General features: G+C 45.3%; 18 protein-coding genes. 5 read left to right on the top strand and 13 right to left on the bottom strand.

What is annotated here, in order from left to right:
- Window positions 1-3 precede the first annotated feature (3 nt).
- A complete protein-coding gene (locus GT360_RS04005) occupies window positions 4-1,128 on the bottom strand; it encodes an efflux RND transporter periplasmic adaptor subunit (protein WP_164647621.1) in 1,125 nt (374 codons plus the stop codon).
- Window positions 1,129-1,280: 152 nt separating this feature from the next.
- Here GT360_RS04005 and GT360_RS04010 point away from each other — a divergent pair, with 152 nt between their 5' ends.
- Window positions 1,281-1,889, top strand: a complete 609-nt coding sequence (locus GT360_RS04010; RefSeq protein ID WP_164647622.1) for a TetR/AcrR family transcriptional regulator — start codon at window positions 1,281-1,283, stop codon at window positions 1,887-1,889.
- 69 nt (window positions 1,890-1,958) lie between these two features.
- On the opposite strand, the gene crr is transcribed toward GT360_RS04010, so the two are convergent.
- The 5 genes from crr to cysZ all read right to left on the bottom strand — a co-directional run bounded on the left by crr (window position 1,959) and on the right by cysZ (window position 6,915).
- Window positions 1,959-2,468 carry a PTS glucose transporter subunit IIA gene (crr, locus tag GT360_RS04015; protein WP_164647623.1) on the bottom strand — a complete coding sequence of 170 codons (510 nt, stop codon included), beginning with the start codon at window positions 2,466-2,468 and terminating at the stop codon, window positions 1,959-1,961.
- 111 nt (window positions 2,469-2,579) lie between these two features.
- A complete protein-coding gene (gene ptsI, locus GT360_RS04020) occupies window positions 2,580-4,304 on the bottom strand; it encodes a phosphoenolpyruvate-protein phosphotransferase PtsI (protein ID WP_164647624.1) in 1,725 nt (574 codons plus the stop codon).
- A gap of 136 nt (window positions 4,305-4,440) precedes the next feature.
- A complete protein-coding gene (locus tag GT360_RS04025; RefSeq protein ID WP_164647625.1) occupies window positions 4,441-4,698 on the bottom strand; it encodes an HPr family phosphocarrier protein in 258 nt (85 codons plus the stop codon).
- 309 nt (window positions 4,699-5,007) lie between these two features.
- Entirely contained in the window at window positions 5,008-5,976 is a 969-nt protein-coding gene (gene cysK / locus GT360_RS04030) for a cysteine synthase A (RefSeq protein ID WP_164647626.1), read from the bottom strand.
- 195 nt (window positions 5,977-6,171) lie between these two features.
- Window positions 6,172-6,915, bottom strand: coding sequence for a sulfate transporter CysZ (gene cysZ, locus GT360_RS04035; RefSeq protein WP_164647627.1), 744 nt, complete (start codon window positions 6,913-6,915; stop codon window positions 6,172-6,174).
- A gap of 307 nt (window positions 6,916-7,222) precedes the next feature.
- On the opposite strand from cysZ, the gene zipA reads away from it, so the two are divergent.
- From zipA to GT360_RS04050, 3 genes are all read left to right on the top strand, one after another.
- Window positions 7,223-8,125, top strand: coding sequence for a cell division protein ZipA (gene zipA / locus GT360_RS04040; protein ID WP_164647628.1), 903 nt, complete (start codon window positions 7,223-7,225; stop codon window positions 8,123-8,125).
- A gap of 95 nt (window positions 8,126-8,220) precedes the next feature.
- Window positions 8,221-10,230, top strand: a complete 2,010-nt coding sequence (ligA, locus tag GT360_RS04045) for an NAD-dependent DNA ligase LigA (protein ID WP_164647629.1) — start codon at window positions 8,221-8,223, stop codon at window positions 10,228-10,230.
- A 458-nt stretch (window positions 10,231-10,688) separates the two neighbouring features.
- The gene (locus GT360_RS04050) at window positions 10,689-11,987 is read left to right on the top strand and encodes a porin (RefSeq protein ID WP_164647630.1); all 1,299 of its coding nucleotides are present in this window, start codon (window positions 10,689-10,691) and stop codon (window positions 11,985-11,987) included.
- Window positions 11,988-12,046: 59 nt separating this feature from the next.
- Here GT360_RS04050 and GT360_RS04055 read toward each other — a convergent pair whose 3' ends face one another.
- The 7 genes from GT360_RS04055 to GT360_RS04085 all read right to left on the bottom strand — a co-directional run bounded on the left by GT360_RS04055 (window position 12,047) and on the right by GT360_RS04085 (window position 17,296).
- Entirely contained in the window at window positions 12,047-12,232 is a 186-nt protein-coding gene (locus tag GT360_RS04055) for a hypothetical protein (protein ID WP_164647631.1), read from the bottom strand.
- 249 nt (window positions 12,233-12,481) lie between these two features.
- A complete protein-coding gene (locus GT360_RS04060; protein WP_164647632.1) occupies window positions 12,482-12,631 on the bottom strand; it encodes a hypothetical protein in 150 nt (49 codons plus the stop codon).
- A 61-nt stretch (window positions 12,632-12,692) separates the two neighbouring features.
- The gene (locus tag GT360_RS04065; RefSeq protein WP_164647633.1) at window positions 12,693-13,148 is read right to left on the bottom strand and encodes an NfeD family protein; all 456 of its coding nucleotides are present in this window, start codon (window positions 13,146-13,148) and stop codon (window positions 12,693-12,695) included.
- Between the two features lie 29 nt (window positions 13,149-13,177).
- Window positions 13,178-14,101 (bottom strand): SPFH domain-containing protein, encoded by a 924-nt coding sequence (locus GT360_RS04070; protein ID WP_164647634.1) that lies wholly within the window; start codon window positions 14,099-14,101, stop codon window positions 13,178-13,180.
- A gap of 213 nt (window positions 14,102-14,314) precedes the next feature.
- Window positions 14,315-15,169: a co-chaperone YbbN gene (locus GT360_RS04075; protein WP_164647635.1), complete on the bottom strand. Its 855-nt coding sequence runs from the start codon at window positions 15,167-15,169 to the stop codon at window positions 14,315-14,317.
- Between the two features lie 340 nt (window positions 15,170-15,509).
- The gene (locus tag GT360_RS04080; RefSeq protein WP_164647636.1) at window positions 15,510-16,337 is read right to left on the bottom strand and encodes an SDR family oxidoreductase; all 828 of its coding nucleotides are present in this window, start codon (window positions 16,335-16,337) and stop codon (window positions 15,510-15,512) included.
- Window positions 16,338-16,381: 44 nt separating this feature from the next.
- Window positions 16,382-17,296 carry a TIGR01777 family oxidoreductase gene (locus tag GT360_RS04085; protein WP_164647637.1) on the bottom strand — a complete coding sequence of 305 codons (915 nt, stop codon included), beginning with the start codon at window positions 17,294-17,296 and terminating at the stop codon, window positions 16,382-16,384.
- Window positions 17,297-17,492: 196 nt separating this feature from the next.
- Here GT360_RS04085 and GT360_RS04090 point away from each other — a divergent pair, with 196 nt between their 5' ends.
- A complete protein-coding gene (locus GT360_RS04090; protein ID WP_164649568.1) occupies window positions 17,493-18,212 on the top strand; it encodes a DUF1538 domain-containing protein in 720 nt (239 codons plus the stop codon).
- The last annotated feature ends 12 nt before the right edge of the window (window positions 18,213-18,224 follow it).

Consider the following 18,224-nt stretch of genomic DNA (forward strand, 5'->3'; position numbering starts at 1 on the left):
CTCCTATTGGTCACTCAGAGCAACGGCATTTTGTGCTTGGTTAGTAATGGTTTGTGTTTGTACCGTCTGGCCAGGAATAATTCGATGGAGCCCGGATGCGACAATACGGTCGCCGGCGTGCAGCTCTCCATGAACGTAGGCCGCATCGTTGTTAGCAAAAATCAGGTCAACGTGCGCTCGGTGAACCTTGTCTTCACGGTCAACAACAAACACATTCCAAGTACCGCGCAGTCCGTCTGTAAGAGCAGAGAGTGGCAGCCAATAACCACTCGCTTCTCGGTGGTCTTCGTATTGCAGATAACCCAATTGACCATCAAGGGGGTTACTTGACTCCGGAAGCGCAAAGCGAAGCTCCACTGTGCGTGATTGAGTATTCACTTGTGCACCAGGGTTGAGCAGGTTTGCCGCCACATACTCATCGTTGATGCGAATCAGCCATTGTGTTTGTTGAATAATGTCGGAAACATAGTGAGTTGGAACGCCGATGCGTACTTCATGTAGCGCATTCGCTAAAAGTGTCAAAGTTGGTGTACCCATAGTGACTACATCACCTTTAGAGACACTACGTTGGCTAATCACTCCGGAAAACGGGGCAGTAATTATCGATTTCTCTTGCTGCAGTCTATTCGCTTCCAGGCTTGCCTTTAGTTGCTGTCGATTTGCTAACAGAGCGTTTTTCTGACTGGTTAAGGAATCAATTTCTACTTCGGCACTAAACCCCTTCTTCTTGAGCGAAAGCTGGCGCTTCAAGTTGCTTTCGATGAGCTTGAGTTGTGCTGACACTTCGGCTTGCTGCGCTTCAAGTTGGCGCTCTTGAGTGATAAGTAGACGAGTGTCCAAGCTGATGAGTGCTTGCCCCTCTTCAACGGTATCTCCGACATCAACAAAAATGCGCTCTATTTGACCGCTAAGTTCAAACCCAAGCCTGGCCTGATCTTTTGCTCGTACAAAGCCGACGTATTCACGTTCGACGATATAGTGTTGAGATAGACTGGGCTCAATCACTTCTGCCATAGGTTGGCTGCTTTGAGACTCTGTAATGACTGCCTCTTCACTGCAAGCAGTGACAAGCAGTACGGTGCTGATAAGAGCAATGAGGGGGAGGGCGATGCCCTTTTTGCTATCCATGTCGAATTCCTAGGCTTAAATAAATCAAACTAGACTGTCTAGTTTGATTTAAGTGCAGATAGGCGTAATAATCAACAAAGCTTGAGTAATAATTTGATAGATGTCTCTAAAACTAGACTCTACAGTCCAGTTTGAAGAGTTTGGGAGTGTATATGGTTCTGACACCACGCAGTGCGAAAAAACGAGAGCAGATCTTACAGGCTGCAGGGAAACTGTTTACTGAGGTCGGCTACGCTGTCAGCATGGATCAGATAGCAGAAGTGGCCAGTGTTTCTAAACAAACGGTTTATGCCCACTTTAAGACTAAAGATGAGTTGTTCGAGACCTGTGTTAAAACCCGCTGTGAATCTAACCGTCTTCATTTGCACTTAAAAGATGACCCAAGACCGGTTGAGGAGGCGCTCTTAGACTTCGCCATTCACTTCCAGAACATGATGACTTCACCGACTGTGATGAATACCTATCGAACCGCGGTAAGCCAAGTTGAGAGCCATCCCGATTTGGGGCAGGCGTATTTGAAGGCAGGACCGGAGTCAACGACCCAGATGGTTGAGGAGTACTTTGAGTATCTGCAGCAGCAAGGCAAATTTGCAAGCGGGAAAAACATGCGTTACGCCGCATTTCAATTTATGTTGATGATCCACGGTCAGGCGGTTTACTGGAACACGCTTGGTGTAGATATTGAGCAGAGTGAAAGTGAGCAGAGAGAGTACTTACAGAGTGTGGTGGAAGTCACGCTGCAGAGTTATCTCGCATCTTAGTTTAGTCAAAGATACAAAAAAGCGCAGCCAAATTGGCTGCGCTTATTACAACTCGTTAAGTAATGCAGATTACTTAGTTACGCGAAGTACTGGAGTTTCACCAACAACAACAGAACCAGATAGCTTGTTCAGCTCTTTGATTTCGTCCATGTTAGAGATAACAACAGGCGTTAGCGTAGATTTTGCTTTCTCTTCTAGAAGAGCAAGATCGAATTCGATGATAGTGTCACCAGCTTTCACAGTTTGACCTTCTTCAGCGATGCGAGTGAAGCCTTCACCTTTTAGTTCTACTGTATCGATACCGAAGTGTACGAAAAGCTCGATACCATCGTCAGACTCGATAGAGAATGCGTGGTTAGTTTCGAAGATCTTACCGATAGTACCGTTTACTGGAGCAACCATTTTGTTGCCAGCTGGTTTGATAGCGATACCGTCACCAACGATTTTCTCAGCGAAAACAACGTCTGGCACATCTTCGATGTTTACGATTTCACCAGCAAGTGGTGCGATGATCTCGATTGCACCAGCGTCAGCGCTGTCGTCAGATACTAGCTTTTTAAGTTTGTCAAACAGACCCATTGTGTCATGCTCCTAAGGTTTTGTTTTATCCTGTTGATTTATAGTATACCAATCTATAGAAATTAGACGACTTTTTTTGCCGTCTAATAAAATAAATCAGTCTATGGTCAACTATTTAGTCTTTTCAGCAATGAATTGCTCAACGCACGCCTCAATTTCAGCTGCGGTTGGTAGTGAAAGTGCTTTCTCAGCCATTGCTTTAACTTCAGCAAAGCTTGCGTTACGAACCACTTTCTTCACTTTAGGGATAGAGATGCCGCTCATTGAGAACTCATCAAGGCCCATGCCCAGTAGAAGTAGAGTTGCACGCTCGTCGCCTGCTAGCTCACCACACATACCTGTCCATTTGCCTTCAGCGTGAGAAGCATCGATAACTTGCTTAATCACTGTCAGTACTGCCGGTGATAGTGGGTTGTATAGGTGAGAAATCATCTCGTTACCACGGTCTACCGCAAGAGTGTATTGCGTTAGGTCGTTAGTACCGATAGAGAAGAATGCCACTTCTTTTGCAAGGTGGTGTGCAATCGCCGCTGCCGCTGGAGTTTCAACCATTACACCGATTTCGATGTTTTCGTCAAAAGCATGACCTTCAGCGCGTAGCTCTGCTTTATACTCTTCAATTGCTTTCTTCAGTTCACGGATCTCTTCAACAGAGATGATCATCGGGAACATAATACGCAGTTTGCCGTGTGCAGAAGCACGTAGGATGCCGCGTAGCTGGTCACGAAGAATTTCGCGACGGTCCAAGCTGATGCGTACCGCACGCCAGCCCAGGAATGGGTTCATTTCTTTCGGCAGATCCATGTACGGTAGATCTTTGTCGCCACCGATATCCATAGTACGGATGATGACCGCTTCGCCGTGCATTGCTTCAGCAACTTCTTTGTAAGCTTGGTACTGCTCATCTTCAGTTGGAAGGGCATCACGGTCCATGAATAGGAATTCTGTACGGTACAGACCAACGCCTTCACCGCCATTACGCAGGATGCCGTCACAGTCTTTCACTGTACCAATGTTACCGCACACTTCTACACGGTGACCGTCAGTTGTTTCTGCTGGTAGGTCTTTTAGTTTCGCTAGCTCTTCTTTTTCAGCGATGAACGCCGCTTTAACCGCTTTCGCTTCTTCTAGCTCAGCGTCAGAAGGGTTGATAACAATCTTATTGTTCATTGCATCAAGGATCAGCATATCGCCATTCTTAACTTGAGCAGTGATGTCATTGGTACCAACGATAGCAGGAAGCTCAAGAGAGCGTGCCATGATTGAAGTGTGAGATGTACGACCACCGATATCACAAGCAAAACCTAGAACGTAGTCTAGATTGATTTGAGCTGTTTCAGAGGGTGTTAGGTCGTAAGCGACTAAGATAACTTCTTCGTCGATATCGCTCAGCGATACGATGTTGATGCCTAGTGCATTTTTAACAAAACGTGTACCGATATCACGGATATCTGTTGCACGTTCTTTTAGGTATTCGTCGTCTAGTGATTCTAGAGCTGAGGCTTGCTCTTCAATAACGCAGTGAATCGCGTTATCAGCTGACAGTTTGTCGCCTTTGATTAGTGCTAGGATTTCTTCTTCTAGCTCTTCGTCTTCAAGAAGCATGATATGACCTTCAAAGATCGCTTCTTTTTCTTCACCAAATGTTTCTAACGCTTTCTGTTTAACAACTTCTAGCTGCGCTGCAGACTTGTTGCGCGCGTCGAAGAAGCGTTGTACTTCAGCTTCTACTTGGTCATCAGAAATTTTATTTGTGTTTAGAACGATTTCATCTTCTTGAAGTAGTAGTGCTTTACCGATAGCAATACCAGGAGATGCTAGGATACCTGAAATCATAGCCTTACCTTAAACATAGTCGAAGTAAATGGGAGTTTTTAGAGCCAATACTAGAGTTAGTATTAGCGTAACTTTATCTCTATTTCCAACAAAGCCATTTTGCTTTCACAAAATGGCTTTGAATTTGGAATCTTGATTAGTGTAGTTGGTCCATTAGGGCAACTAGGTGGTCAACAGCTTCAGTAGCTTGTGGACCTTCAGCAGAGATAGTTACTACTGTACCTTTTACTAGGCCAAGAGTTTGTAGCTTGAACAGGCTTTTCGCGCTTGCGCTTTTGCCGTTAGAAGTCACAGTGATGTCAGCGTCGAAAGATTTTGCTTCTTTTACGAACTGTGCAGCTGGACGAGTGTGAAGACCGTTTTCTGCAGTGATTTCTACTTGCTTCTCGTACATTTTGAATTACCCCAATTTGATTTATTTTTTAAGTTGCTTGCCAGTTCTAGCTTAACTGCTTAGCCGCTAATGTCTAGACCGTGTAACACCAAAAAAGTGTCATAACTTAAACTGGCTGATAGTTTTTACCCTCATCGTCATCCAACAGATCCTTTCTGAGGACGAGATGCGAGTATAAATTCTGTTTCTGCTTCTTTTATTTTGAAGCTTAAAATAAAACAGTGCTGATATTACCAAAGGTGAGGCTAGGATCAATAAAAAAGCTCCCATCGGGAGCTTTTTTTCAACGAAAAATTGATTTGACACCAATTACTGTTGGTTTTCCTGGTCAGTAAATAGGCCGGCGAACAGTGGCGAACTTAGGTAACGTTCACCAGAGCTTGGTAGTATGGTTACGATAGTTTTCCCTTCGAATTCTGGTAGTTCAGCAATTCGGTTTGCTGCAACAACTGCTGCACCTGACGAGATGCCCGCTAGAATGCCTTCTTCTTCCATCAGGCGGCGCGCCATTTCGATTGCTTCTTCAGAAGTCACCGTCTCAACGCGGTCAAGCACTTCTAAATCTAGGTTGCCTGGAATAAAGCCAGCACCGATACCCTGAATTTTGTGTGGAGCAGGTTGAACTTCTTCGCCTGCTAGTACTTGAGAAATAACTGGAGATTCCGCTGGCTCAACGGCCACAGAAGTGATCGCTTTACCTTTTTCACCCTTGATGTAGCGGCTAGTACCCGTGATAGTGCCGCCTGTGCCCACACCTGCAACTAGAACGTCGATCTGACCATCTGTTGCATCCCAAATTTCAGGCCCTGTTGTCTTTTCATGGATTTGTGGGTTCGCTGGGTTATCGAATTGCTGTAGAAGTAGGTATTTCTCAGGGTTCGTTGCGACAATCTCTTCCGCTTTCGCAATCGCACCCTTCATACCTTTAGGTGCTTCAGTGAGAACCAACTTTGCACCGAGGGCTTTGAGCAGCTTGCGACGTTCAAGGCTCATTGACTCAGGCATGGTTAGCGTTAGCTTGTAACCGCGGGCTGCAGCAACAAATGCTAGCGCAATACCAGTGTTACCACTGGTTGGCTCAACCAGTTCAACATCTTTAGTTAGAGTGCCCGCTTTCTCTGCCTCCCAGATCATGTTCGCACCGATACGACACTTTACGCTGAAACTTGGGTTACGCGCTTCCACTTTGGCTAGAACGTTACCTTTGCTTACCTTGTTAAGGCGAACGAGAGGGGTATTACCAATGGTCAGTGAGTTGTCTTCGTAAATTTTGCTCATGGTCATAATCCTTTAACGGGTAGTGAGACAAAGATCATCTTTGCACTCAATAACTTTATGTCAGTTTGGGGTTTCAAATTACGTATAGAAGAATATGCGCTAACGAGGAGAGGTAGAAGTATTAAAAAGTTATAAGTTAGTCTGTTTATGAACAGAGGCTCCCTTAAAAAAGAGAGCCTTAGACTCACAGGGGCTTTAGATGTTGGATTTGAACTCGTTGACCCACATCGAGGTTGCGCCGCAGATAGCAATAGGCATGACGAATAGGTTTAAAATTGGAATGGCAGTAAACAGCGAAACCACCGCACCAAAAGAGTAGGCTTTTCCTTGGTGCGACTTCAACTCAGCACGCATGGTATTGAATGGCACTTTATGGTTGTCAAATGGGTAGTCGCAATACTGCACGGCAAGAATCCAAGCTGAAAAGACAAACCATAGTATTGGGCCGAGGGTTTGCCCAAGTGCCGGTATCAATAACAGAATAAACAGGCCAATGGCTTTCGGTAAAATATAAACCAGCTTGCGCCACTCACGAGCCATGATTCGTGGGACATCTTTTACTACGGCCATAAGGCCATCTTCGTTGATCGCCTCACCGATAAGATACACTTCGACTTTTTCGGCGAGTAAACCATTGAAAGGTGCTGCGATAAAGTTAGCCAGCGTGCTAAAGAAGTAGGAAAAGGTGCCTATGATAGTGATGACTAGCAGTGGCCAGAGTACATAACTCAACCAAGACAAGAACTCAGGCAGTTGTCCAAGCATGGAGTTAATCCAGCCATCAAGGTGTGAGAATAAATACCAAAGTGCTCCGCCCACTAAAATGACATTGGCAAGCAACGGTAGCAGAACAAATCGTCGAATGCCGGGAGAAAAAGCCAATTGAAGACCGTGGAAAAAATAACCGAACCCAGATCTAGGTTTTGCCCATGTTGTCATTGAAAATCTTATCCTTGTAATCGTAATGTTAATCAAAGACTGTGTTTTATGTAACGGTAACACACTCAAACCGTCGAGCTAACAAAAAATTCGTGCTTGATTCACGCACAATCACTATTAAAGTGTTCTATTAATTAGAAGAACTTTGATAAAGTAACAGGCTTACAGACAGTGGAAGTGTCCCAAGAGTCGCTTTAACTCGGAAGTAGAGCCTCTTGGTATGCCTATCTTTGATATCTACATTCTTTGATATCTACATTGATAGATGCGTACGTTGTCGGTCTAGAAAACTCATAGAGACGAAAAGATGCAGGAATTGCGATTTGTATTAATCATCGTCGGCGCACTCGCTATCGCCGCGCTGTTGGTTCACGGATTATGGACGAGCAAAAAAGAGGGCAAAGCCAAGTTTGGTGACAAACCAATTGGTAAGCTCGATGTGGAGTCTCCTAAAGTTTCAAGAGAGACGCATCATGCAGACGATGATGATTATGAAGTTGTACGTAAACAGAGTCGTGCGAATGATTTCGTTGCTGACATCGAAACATCTGACATTGACCCTTTAATTGACTCTGTTTCTGAATCAACCAGAGAAGAAAGTACATTCGCACAACCTGCAGATGATGTTGAGATACCCAGTTTCTCTTCGGTAGACAATGACGTTCGCGAGCCAAGTTTCGGTGCGCTAGATGATATCGACGTCGATGAGCCGCAAGTTGAGCCGAGCCCTCATTCAAGTGCTCAAGCTGAACCAGTCCCAGTGGTAGAAGAGCCGCAAGAGCCAGAGCTAGAAGTGATCGTGTTGAACGTACATACCAGCAACGACGAGCAACCCTTTATCGGAACTAAGCTGTTCGATAGTATGCAGCAAAATGGATTACTCTACGGTGAGATGGATATCTTCCACCGCCATGCCGATCTATCGGGCACGGGTAAGGTGTTGTTTAGCGTGGCGAATATGATGCAGCCCGGTACGCTGCAGCATAATGACCCTGCCGACTTCTCTACCAAAGGTATATCGTTCTTTATGACGCTACCTTGCTTCGGTGATGAAGAGCAAAACTTTAAGTTGATGCTGAAAACCGCGCAGCAAATTGCTGATGATCTTGGTGGTGAAGTGCAAGACGATGCACGCAAAATGATGACCCCAACTCGTCTGGATCTCTACCGCAAACAGATTCAAGAATTTAAAGCACGTAAGACAGCATAACGCTGACAACGCAAGTTTCTCTTACGCTGCTACATTTAAGCAAGTCAAAGGCTCCTTTATGGGGCCTTTTTTAACGATTTTGATGGAAACTAATCATGTCTCAAACACCTAGCTTACGACTCAATGAGTTACGTGAAACACTTCACTATCATGCTGTGAAATATTACGTCGAAGACAGCCCAGAACTGCCTGATGCAGAGTATGACCGTTTAATGCGTGAGCTACTTGAGTTGGAAGCCGCCCACCCAGAACTGGTGACAATCGATTCGCCAAGCCAACGTGTGGGTGGCGCACCGCTGGCTGGCTTTGAGTCGGTTGCTCATGAATTGCCAATGTTATCTTTGGATAATGCTTTTGATGATGCAGAACTCGATGGATTTGCCAAAAGGGCCAATGAGCGCCTAATGGGTGAAAAAGTCGAGCAATTTTGCTGTGAACCAAAACTGGATGGCCTCGCTGTCAGCCTGTTATATGAAAATGGGGTGCTTGTTCAGGCTGCGACACGAGGTGATGGCACAACAGGGGAAAACATCACTGAGAATGTGCGAACAATCAGCGCGATTCCCCTTAAACTGCAGGGCAATGATTGGCCGACTCGTATTGAGGTTCGTGGTGAAGTATTCATGCCAAAAGCCGGTTTTGAACGCCTCAATGAGCAGGCTCTGAAGAAGGGCGAAAAAGTCTTTGTTAACCCACGTAACGCCGCTGCTGGTAGCCTGCGTCAGTTAGATTCTCGCATTACCGCGACGCGCCCTTTGAGTTTTTATGCATACAGCGTGGGAATCGTTGAAGGGATGGCGTTGTCAGAGAGTCATTACGAGCGTTTTCTTCAGCTCAAAGGTTGGGGCTTACCAATGTGCCCTGAAACACAGCGCTTAGACAGCCTTGAGCAAGTAAAACAGTACTACACCGATATTTTAGATAAGCGTGATGCGTTGCCTTATGAGATAGATGGTGTCGTCATTAAGGTTGATAGCATTGCACAGCAAGAGTCATTGGGCTTTGTGGCGAGAGCGCCGCGCTGGGCTATTGCTTATAAGTTTCCAGCTCAAGAGGAGTTAACCACTCTCAATGATGTGGAGTTTCAAGTTGGACGTACAGGGGCGATTACGCCTGTTGCCAAGCTGGAACCTATTTTTGTTGGCGGTGTGACGGTCAGTAATGCAACGCTGCACAACGCTGATGAAATAGCACGCTTGGGGGTGAAAATTGGTGATTGTGTCATTATTCGCCGTGCTGGTGATGTAATACCTCAAATTGTCTCAGTGGTGACAGAGCGTCGCCCTGAAAATGCTCAAGAAATCGTTTTTCCAACGCAGTGCCCTGTGTGCCAATCTCAGGTTGAACGTGTTGAGGGCGAGGCTGTCGCTCGTTGTTCTGGTGGTCTTGTGTGTCAAGCTCAGCGGAAAGAGGCTCTAAAGCATTTCGTTTCGCGCAAAGCACTGGATGTCGACGGTCTTGGTGAAAAAGTGATAGAGCAACTGGTGGACCGTGAAATGGTCGAAACACCTGCGGATCTGTTTAAGCTCTCTGCCGGAGTCATCACGGTTCTCGACCGAATGGGGCCAAAATCTGCGCAAAATGTGGTTAATGCTCTAGATAAGTCAAAACAGACCACACTACCTCGATTTCTGTATTCATTAGGTATTAGAGAAGTAGGTGAAGCAACGGCAGCAAACTTAGCACAACACTTCTTTACACTTGATGCCATTATGGCGGCATCACATGAGAAATTGCTTCAAGTGAGCGATGTCGGTGAGATTGTCGCAAGTCATATTACCGCTTTCTTTGCTCAAGAAAAGAATCAGCTAGTGATTCGAGATTTGATTGAGCAAGGGGTGATTTGGGCAGATGTTGCAGAGATGGATGAGTCGACTCCTCAGCCCTTAGCGGGACTGACGGTTGTATTGACGGGTTCTCTATCAAAGTTGACAAGAAGTGATGCAAAAGCCGCACTGCAGGCCTTAGGTGCCAAAGTGACGGGGAGTGTCTCGAAGAAAACGGATATGTTGTTTGCTGGTGAGAATGCCGGGTCAAAGTTAGCAAAAGCACAGGAACTTGGTATAGAAATCAAGACGGAAGATGACTTGATTGCCATGCTATAAATCACGAATCATCACTTTAATAAAAAACCTCACCCTTTGGTGAGGTTTTTTATTGGGCGGAATTAAGTGGTGAATTGTTGATCGCTTTTGTTTGGTGGCAAGGTAGGTTTTTAAATCAGGAATACAGCCATAGATCGCATAAAAAACTATAAAATAAATATAAGTGTTTGTTTTGTTTGATTTTTGCTGGTTTTTGGGTAGTGGTGGATCAAATATGAGATCGCAATCACTGTCTTGATTAAAATTTGGAATGGATCATATTTTTTTAGATAAAAAATAACTTCTGATTGATGTTTTGCGCTGCGAAGTTAGTCTTTAGGTATGGATACGCTAGTGAGTGTATGCAGGAAGAGTTTCAATAATAAAGAAATTCAGTAAAGGAACTGTTTTCCCTTCGGCGGCCAACTTAAGGGAAAACGATAAAAAGCAGCTATATCCGTTTTTAGGAGTTTTTATCCATGGAAAAAATGTTCAAAGTCTCTGCCGTAAGTGCAGCATTAATGGGCGCACTTGCAGCCGCGCCTTCTTTCGCAGCGACAGATTCAGCCGCAGGCGATCAATATGTTGATGCACTATCTGAGTTCTTAGATGGAGCAACACTGTCACTAGTCGGTATTACTGATACTCGTTATCGAGTTGGTAAGAACCGTACTACATCTGATGATGAGTATAACGAAGAGCTAAACTACACCGACTACAATATTGCCCTAAATTTCTCCTCGGGTTATCACAATGATTTTATTGGTGTTGATTTAGGGGGCTACTTTAGTGGTTCGCTCTACAATGCGGGTGGTTGTTCTGAGATCTCAATGTGTGATGGTTGGGATCAAGACGAGAACCAAAATGGCGCGTTGAAAGTCACCAAAGCGGCGGTTAAGTTCAAAGGCGATGCGTACCGTGCTGATTTTGGTTTGACTCAAATGGGTGTGGGTACGATTGGTAATGTTTGGTCATTTGTACCCGGCACGTACAAAGGTGGTAAAGCATTTATAGAGTTAGGTGACTTTACCTTGGGTTACGGTGGTGCAACAGCGCATACGGCTCCTTGGTGGATGACATCATCTAAAGTGCCGGGTCTTGAAGAGCCAAACGATAGTCAGTTTAACTACCTTCAATCTCTCGGGCTAGCGGGCAAAGTGGGCGATGTAGGACTGAACCTAGGTATTGGTCATGCGAATCTAGCTCATGAGAGTGATGACAATATCTCGTATAAAGCTCAAGTTGATTTTAACGTTGGTCAAGCTGCACTTTCTTACGACCTTTATGGTGTAGATTCTGAAGTGGACTACGAAGGTTTTGGTGCGCACCATGGTCTGTCTCTAAAAATGCCAGTGGGCAGTTGGAACTGGATGTCACAGCTTCGCTACACTCATACTGAAAATGGCGCAGAATTTACGCCACGAACTGTACGTGCTTACGGCTCGAACAATGGTACGTGGAGCCAGTGGTGGGATGCACTATCTGACTGGAACCAAGATACTGAGCTAGCGTGGTACAACCGTTTGAGCACAGAATTTGGTAACGGCTGGTTTGGTTATGTTGGTTTAGGTGTTTCAACGATTGATGAGGGTGTGACTTCGTATGAGGGCGAATACGCTGTCAATGGTACCATCGGTTATACTCTTCCTTCTGGTGCAATGAAAGGTACAACGATGCGCTTTCATACAACATACCTAACGCGTGATGAGACGGCGGGTAATGATCAGGAGTGGGTAGATTTCCGCTTCCAAGTTATCGTTCCTCACAACTTCTTCTAAATTGATAATTTAGATTTATGAGCAAACGAGCTGGCTATTGGGCCAGCTCGTTACTGTTTTCACAGCTCTTTACCTTCCAATATCTTGCAATATAGCGCAGGCATTGAAGCAATATCTCCATTCTTAATCTGACATTTTATCTCGGGGCCTAATGCTCGGCCACCAGCAGAACCGTTGTTGTACGCAAATGCACTAAAACTCAAGCTTGACGCAATAGCCAAGGTAATAATCATAATCTTTTTCATAACGACACCTTATTGGTCCCGATGACTAGCTAAAGCGCGATGCTGACCTCGAGACTCCCTTCTTACTAAAATTGATGAATAGCATCTCGTTGATGCTTAGGAAAGTATGGTTTTTGGTGGGTAAAGATCAAAAGTAATATGTCTTAATGCTTGGTTTGTAACGATAATTATGACCAGCTACAGTATGTAACCTACTATGTAATAACACAAAAAAAGCGAGCACAGCTCGCTTTAGTCGTTCAGAAATACTTAACGTTTCTTGTTAGCGCCATCTTGCATACAAACAGAATAAGGAACGCCGCCGTTGCTTGCTCCCATCTTGCAGTCTTTGTGATAGCCGCTGGCGGCTACCGAGGCTGAGAACGCGATAGTAATGATTGCTGCGATTAGTGCTTTCATGTGTCCTCCCACTTTCCCGCTGAATCGACATTTATACGCCAGCAATGAGAGGACGATCACACTATTTTTCGCGTTCTTTTAAGGTTAGGGTAATGCCATTCATTTCAGTGACTTCAACGACACACCCTTTGCTTAATGCAACGTCACTTAGCGCACTCCAAGTGGTATCACCGATACGCACGCGGTTTTTTCCTGGTTGAATATCATCTTCCAGTACGATGATGGTACCGACTAACTGTTTTTCCTTCTGGTTCAAGTCGCGCTCTAAATCACTGGCTTTATCATTGCTAAGTTGACGACGCCACCAAAGCCAAGCGGTGACCAGAGAAAAGACAGCAAACGCTACCCACTGAAGCTGCCAGCTCATAGGGATAAAGGTCATTAGGATACCAATCAGCATGGCGGAGAGACCAATCCACAGGAAATAGCCCGCCGTGCCGAGTAACTCAACGGCAAGCAAAGCGAGCCCAAAGGCGAGCCAATGCCAGTGATTCATCTGTTCTAAAAGCACGATCAAATCGATTTCCTTAGCTATGTTAGCACCAGTTATTTATTATCGTTGTTGGTTTGTTTAAACATCTCGGCAATGCCAGCGACTGAGCCCATCAAGCCAGAAGCCTCTAACGGAAGCATGATGATCTTACCATTTTCTGCCTGACCAATACTCTTAATAGCTTCAGTATAGCCTTGGGCAATAAAGTAGTTAACCGCCTGGACATCACCTTTGGCAATCGCCTCTGATACCATGTAGGTCGCTTTTGCCTCTGCTTGGGCTGCACGCTCACGTGCTTCGGCTTGCAGGATCGCAGCTTGTTTGTCCCCTTCTGCTTTAAGGATTTCAGATTGCTTTTGACCTTCCGCTTTGAGGATCTCTGCTTGACGGACTCCCTCCGCTTCAAGGATTTCAGCACGCTTGTTACGCTCTGCTTTCATCTGGGCGTTCATTGCTGCCGTTAGATCTGCAGGTGGCTGCACATCTTTAATCTCTATACGCGTGACCTTTACGCCCCATGGGTTCGTTGCCTCGTCGACAATCGCCAGCAGTTTGGTATTGATCATGTCACGCTGACTGAGCATTTCGTCAAGTTCCATAGAGCCAAGAACAGTACGGATATTCGTCAGTGTCAGGTTGCGAATGGCATGTTCTAAATCATTGACTTCATACGCAGCTTTTGGCGCATCAATCACTTGTACAAAACAGACAGCGTCGATAACAACATTGGCGTTGTCTTTAGAAATCACCTCTTGAGCGGGGATGTCTAGCACTCGCTCCATCATATTCACCTTCTGGCCAATACGATCGATAAAAGGAATGATGAGGTTGAGACCTGGTTTAAGTGTCTGTGTGTATCGACCAAAGCGTTCGACCGTCCAGTTATTCCCCTGAGGAACGGTTTTTATACCGGCAGCAATGAAAATGACCGCAACAGCGACAAAGATCCCAATAGTGACTAATGAGTCAAATGGCATGGTGAAGCTCCTTTTCAACTGAAAAACGTTAGTAAAATTAGAAAATTATTTATTCATCTCTTCCAAGATAATAGAAAAGTGAATGCAAAAAAACACAACAAGTTGAAATGTATGGGGTGACAAGCAAAGAAAATGCGAAGGGAAGGGGGGTTCTTAGAACTAAGACAATAGCCTGCGTGATACTTTGAAAGCAGGCTATTGATTTAATTAACTTTAGTAAAGGATTGAGTAGAGTTGGCGACGGTATTTTCCAGCGATTGGATTACCTTGTCCCAGTGCAGAGAGAATATCCATAAAGGTCTTTTTGAGTTCGCCTTCAAGAGCATTGAGGTCTCTTACTAGGAACTGCCAAAGAAGTGCTAGGGCTTCTTCATCACGATTTACTTGATGGTACTGTTTAGCAAGGTCACAAGCGAGTTGCACGTTGTCTGGTTGTGTCTCTAGTTGAGTTTCGAGCGACTGTATCTCTGGGCTATCCGCTGCTTGTTTGTGCAACTCTAGTTTTGCAACCAAGCCTTTGAAGTAATTGTCTTGATATTCAAGAGGGATATGAGCAAGAAGCGCTTCTGCCAGGTCAAATTGCTGTGTTTCAAGTAGGCAATCTGCTTTGGCGAGTTTGACATCACCTTTTGCCGCTCTCTCCTCTGAAATAGAATCAAGAAGTGGAAGAGCAGCGGTATGTTGACCTTGCTCGATTAACTTGAGCGCTTTTTGGATAGTGAGCTCTTCTTTACTTGGTAGATGTTTTGCAAGCATCTGCTCTATAGCTTCAATCGGTTGTGGGCCCCCTAAGCCATCCACCGGTTGACCGTTAATGAATAGCGCGATAGTCGGTAGTGCTTGAATACCGAACTGTGCGGCAATCGCTTGTTGCTTTTCGCAATCGACAAGTGCAAGCGTTAATGCGCCATCATAATCTTGAGTTAAGGATTGAACAGCAGGAATAAGATCAATGCTTTCTTGGCTAACTGAAGCGAAAAAATGGAGTAGAACAGGCGTCTCCATCGACCCTTCGAGGACTTGACGGAAGTTTTGTTCATTCAGTTCAACAATGTACGGAGATTGCATAGGGGCGTTCCAAAATAATCATGTATTTTCATTATTTTGGGGAGAAAAGGCGTAATTTCAAGTCAAAGGGTATGAAATTAGAGGATAAAAAAACGGTGATTGTTAAATCACCGTTTTTACCAAAACAACAGTACAGTAAGCGTCACACTCAGCATGAGCAGGTTTAACTGATTTAATGACATAAATATCACTCTCTCATTCTAAAGAGCGTATAATTTATCAACGAAATGTGACGCTTTAATTACACTACTGCACTTTTTTGCAATCGTGTCAATTAACAAAAGCAATCTAGTGACGATTGGCCTGTGGTCTATTTTGTGAATTCAGCGATTAGGCGTGTTTATGCGGCTTTACTCAGTACTTTATCGAGTATGGATGTAGGAAGCAGACGTTTAAACACAGCAAAGACTTTGGTTGGAGTCGTGACTCGATATCTCGCTTTTGGCCTTTCACTTTTCAGTGCGTGCAACAGAGGGGGAATACAGGCTGATGCAGGCAAGGCAAATGTACTTCCAGATTGCTCTTTCTCTAATCGTTGAATTTGCTTTTCATATTGCTGAGCATGGCGGCTGTTGTCAGGGGTTATCCAGCAAAGAAAAGCGGCTAGGGCGTTAGCTCTAAAGCGAGTTTCAATGGGGCCAGGCTCTATCAGTGAAACGCGAACATTGGTGTCACTAAGCTCAAGACGGAGTGTGTCGGTATAGCCCTCAAGAGCAAATTTTGAGGCGTTGTATGCGCCGCGATATTTCATCGCCGCAAAGCCTAATACAGAGCTGTTTTGAACAATACGCGCTTGCCCACAATTATGCATCAGAGGAAGTAGGCGCTGAGTGAGATCATGCCAACCGAATAGGTTGGTATTGAACTGGGCTTTTAGCGCGGCGACAGGGAGATCCTCTAGTGCTCCGGGCTGGCCGTAAGCGGCATTGTTAAACAGTGCATATAGCTCCCCTTCGGTGAGAGTCGCAATCGCTTCTGCGCAATGAGAGATAGATTCTTGACTGTCTAAGTCAAGCAACAGGCAGGTGTAACCCTCGCTTTTAATCCGCTCGACGTCTTGTGGTTTTCGACAGGTGGCAATGACACGATAGCCAGCTTGTTTTAGCGGAGCCAAGCTCGCATAACCGATACCTGAAGAACATCCTGTTACCACAACCCATTGATTCACATCCCTCTCCTTATTCCATTGCTAAAGCGTGAAAGGATGAATTATCAGTGAACGTGTTGCAACAAATTTCGCAGGGCGGGCTCAAGGCGTGAGTAGCTGAACACATAACCAAGTTCGGTGAGCCTTTTAGGTTTTGCTCTGATGCTATCGAACAGCAGACAGGCGCTTTCTCCCATTGCAAATGAGAGAACCCACCTGGGAGTAAAGAGAAGGTGGGGTCGCTTTAGTGTTTTTGCAAGTTGTTGGCTAAAGTGCTTGTTCGTGATTGGATGTGGTGAGGAAAGATTAAAAGCACCATGTGCATGGTCAGTTTCAAGGAGGAAAACAATCGCGCGCACCATATCAAGCATGTGGATCCAGGGCATGTATTGTTTGCCGCTGCCAATCGGCCCCCCAAGACCTAGCTTGTAAGGTAGTAACATTTTTTTCAGTGCTCCGCCGTTAGGGGCAAGAACCACTCCGGTTCTTAATAGTACCACTCTTGTATTATCTGAGCGGGCTTTGAGTGCGAGTTCTTCCCACTGCTTACAAACATGATGAGTGAAATCGTGGCGATTCACCTGCAAACACTCATCGAACGGGTGCTCTTGTTGGTCACCGTAATAACCCACGGCAGATCCACTGATGAATGTGTGTGGTGGTTCAGTGGATGCGTGAATTAGACTGACAATACGTTCCGTGATATCCCAGCGACTATGGCAAATACGCTCCTTTTGACGGCTGGTCCATCGCTTGTCAGCAATGGGCTCCCCGGCAAGGTTTATCACCGCGTCAAAGTCGTTGAGATCGTCGAGATGCTCGAGGGACTCGATAAATGAAATCGTCTCAAATTTGAGGTGTTGCAACGCCTGGCGTGCTTTGCTGGAATCTCTAGTCAGAATCACGACATGATGAGTACACAGTGATTTAAGTAATTCTTGGCCGATGAACCCGGTTCCGCCCGTCAATAATATTTTCATAGCACCTCCTGAAACACCAATTATAGCTGAGGAATCCCACCAAAGATCATCAAGGCTATGTTTCATCAATAAGATGGTTGCACTTTGCCCGCGCTCTGCAACCTTGCTCACACTAAGGCTGGTTTAGATTTGCCATAGTTAAAGGGAACGTTGTGTGTCTGTGGGGTAGGTGAGAGTGTTTAATCAGTTAAAACAGATGCTTTTCGCTTGTGGGAACAGCTTTAAAGACCTCTTGCCTATTATCATTGTTGTGGCGTTCTTTCAGCTTGTGGTCTTGCAGCAACCGTTACCGAATCTTTTTGATATTTCAGTTGGATTAATTTTTGTTGTCGTCGGTTTAACCTTCTTCATCTTTGGATTAGAGCTTGGGCTATTCTCTATTGGAGAGTCGATGGCGCAAGCATTTGCGAGAAAAGGATCGGTGATGTGGTTGCTGGTTTTTTCGTTTTGTCTGGGCTTTGGTACGACCATCGCAGAGCCTGCGTTAACCGCCGTCACAAGTGAAGCCGCTCTGGTCGCTGCTAAGGGTGGAATGATCGCTGACAATACGGAATCAATGCATCGCTATGCTTACAGCCTAAAAACAACCGTTGCTTTCTCTGTTGGACTGGCGTTGGTGGTGGGTGTGTTGCGCATTCTCAAGGGGTGGGCCATTCAACACATGATCATTGGTGGGTACTTGCTGGTGGTTCTACTGACCTTTTTTGCACCGCGCGAGATTATTGGTATCGCTTATGACTCGGGAGGTGTGACAACCTCAACCATCACTGTACCTCTTGTGACGGCACTGGGCGTTGGCCTGTCTTCTTCGATTAAAGGTCGCAGCCCCATGGTAGATGGTTTTGGATTGATCGCTTTTGCTTCTTTACTTCCAATGATGTTTGTCATGGTATTTGGCATGGTAGTGAGCCTATGATGAGAGCCTCAA

This window comes from Vibrio astriarenae (genome assembly GCF_010587385.1).
GTDB classification, from domain to species: domain Bacteria; phylum Pseudomonadota; class Gammaproteobacteria; order Enterobacterales; family Vibrionaceae; genus Vibrio; species Vibrio astriarenae.

Excerpts from the sequence above, each read along its gene's own strand:
- GT360_RS04010 (WP_164647622.1), top strand. The coding sequence starts at position 1,281 with ATGGTTCTGACACCACGCAGTGCGAAAAAACGAGAGCAGATCTTACAG.
- zipA (WP_164647628.1), top strand. The coding sequence starts at position 7,223 with ATGCAGGAATTGCGATTTGTATTAATCATCGTCGGCGCACTCGCTATC.
- GT360_RS04060 (WP_164647632.1), bottom strand. The coding sequence starts at position 12,631 with ATGAAAGCACTAATCGCAGCAATCATTACTATCGCGTTCTCAGCCTCG.
- GT360_RS04050 (WP_164647630.1), top strand. The coding sequence starts at position 10,689 with ATGGAAAAAATGTTCAAAGTCTCTGCCGTAAGTGCAGCATTAATGGGC.
- ptsI (WP_164647624.1), bottom strand. The coding sequence starts at position 4,304 with ATGATTTCAGGTATCCTAGCATCTCCTGGTATTGCTATCGGTAAAGCA.
- GT360_RS04070 (WP_164647634.1), bottom strand. The coding sequence starts at position 14,101 with ATGCCATTTGACTCATTAGTCACTATTGGGATCTTTGTCGCTGTTGCG.
- GT360_RS04085 (WP_164647637.1), bottom strand. The coding sequence starts at position 17,296 with ATGAAAATATTATTGACGGGCGGAACCGGGTTCATCGGCCAAGAATTA.
- GT360_RS04005 (WP_164647621.1), bottom strand. The coding sequence starts at position 1,128 with ATGGATAGCAAAAAGGGCATCGCCCTCCCCCTCATTGCTCTTATCAGC.
- cysZ (WP_164647627.1), bottom strand. The coding sequence starts at position 6,915 with ATGACAACATGGGCAAAACCTAGATCTGGGTTCGGTTATTTTTTCCAC.
- crr (WP_164647623.1), bottom strand. The coding sequence starts at position 2,468 with ATGGGTCTGTTTGACAAACTTAAAAAGCTAGTATCTGACGACAGCGCT.
- GT360_RS04075 (WP_164647635.1), bottom strand. The coding sequence starts at position 15,169 with ATGCAATCTCCGTACATTGTTGAACTGAATGAACAAAACTTCCGTCAA.
- GT360_RS04090 (WP_164649568.1), top strand. The coding sequence starts at position 17,493 with ATGCTTTTCGCTTGTGGGAACAGCTTTAAAGACCTCTTGCCTATTATC.
- ligA (WP_164647629.1), top strand. The coding sequence starts at position 8,221 with ATGTCTCAAACACCTAGCTTACGACTCAATGAGTTACGTGAAACACTT.
- GT360_RS04055 (WP_164647631.1), bottom strand. The coding sequence starts at position 12,232 with ATGAAAAAGATTATGATTATTACCTTGGCTATTGCGTCAAGCTTGAGT.
- GT360_RS04025 (WP_164647625.1), bottom strand. The coding sequence starts at position 4,698 with ATGTACGAGAAGCAAGTAGAAATCACTGCAGAAAACGGTCTTCACACT.
- cysK (WP_164647626.1), bottom strand. The coding sequence starts at position 5,976 with ATGAGCAAAATTTACGAAGACAACTCACTGACCATTGGTAATACCCCT.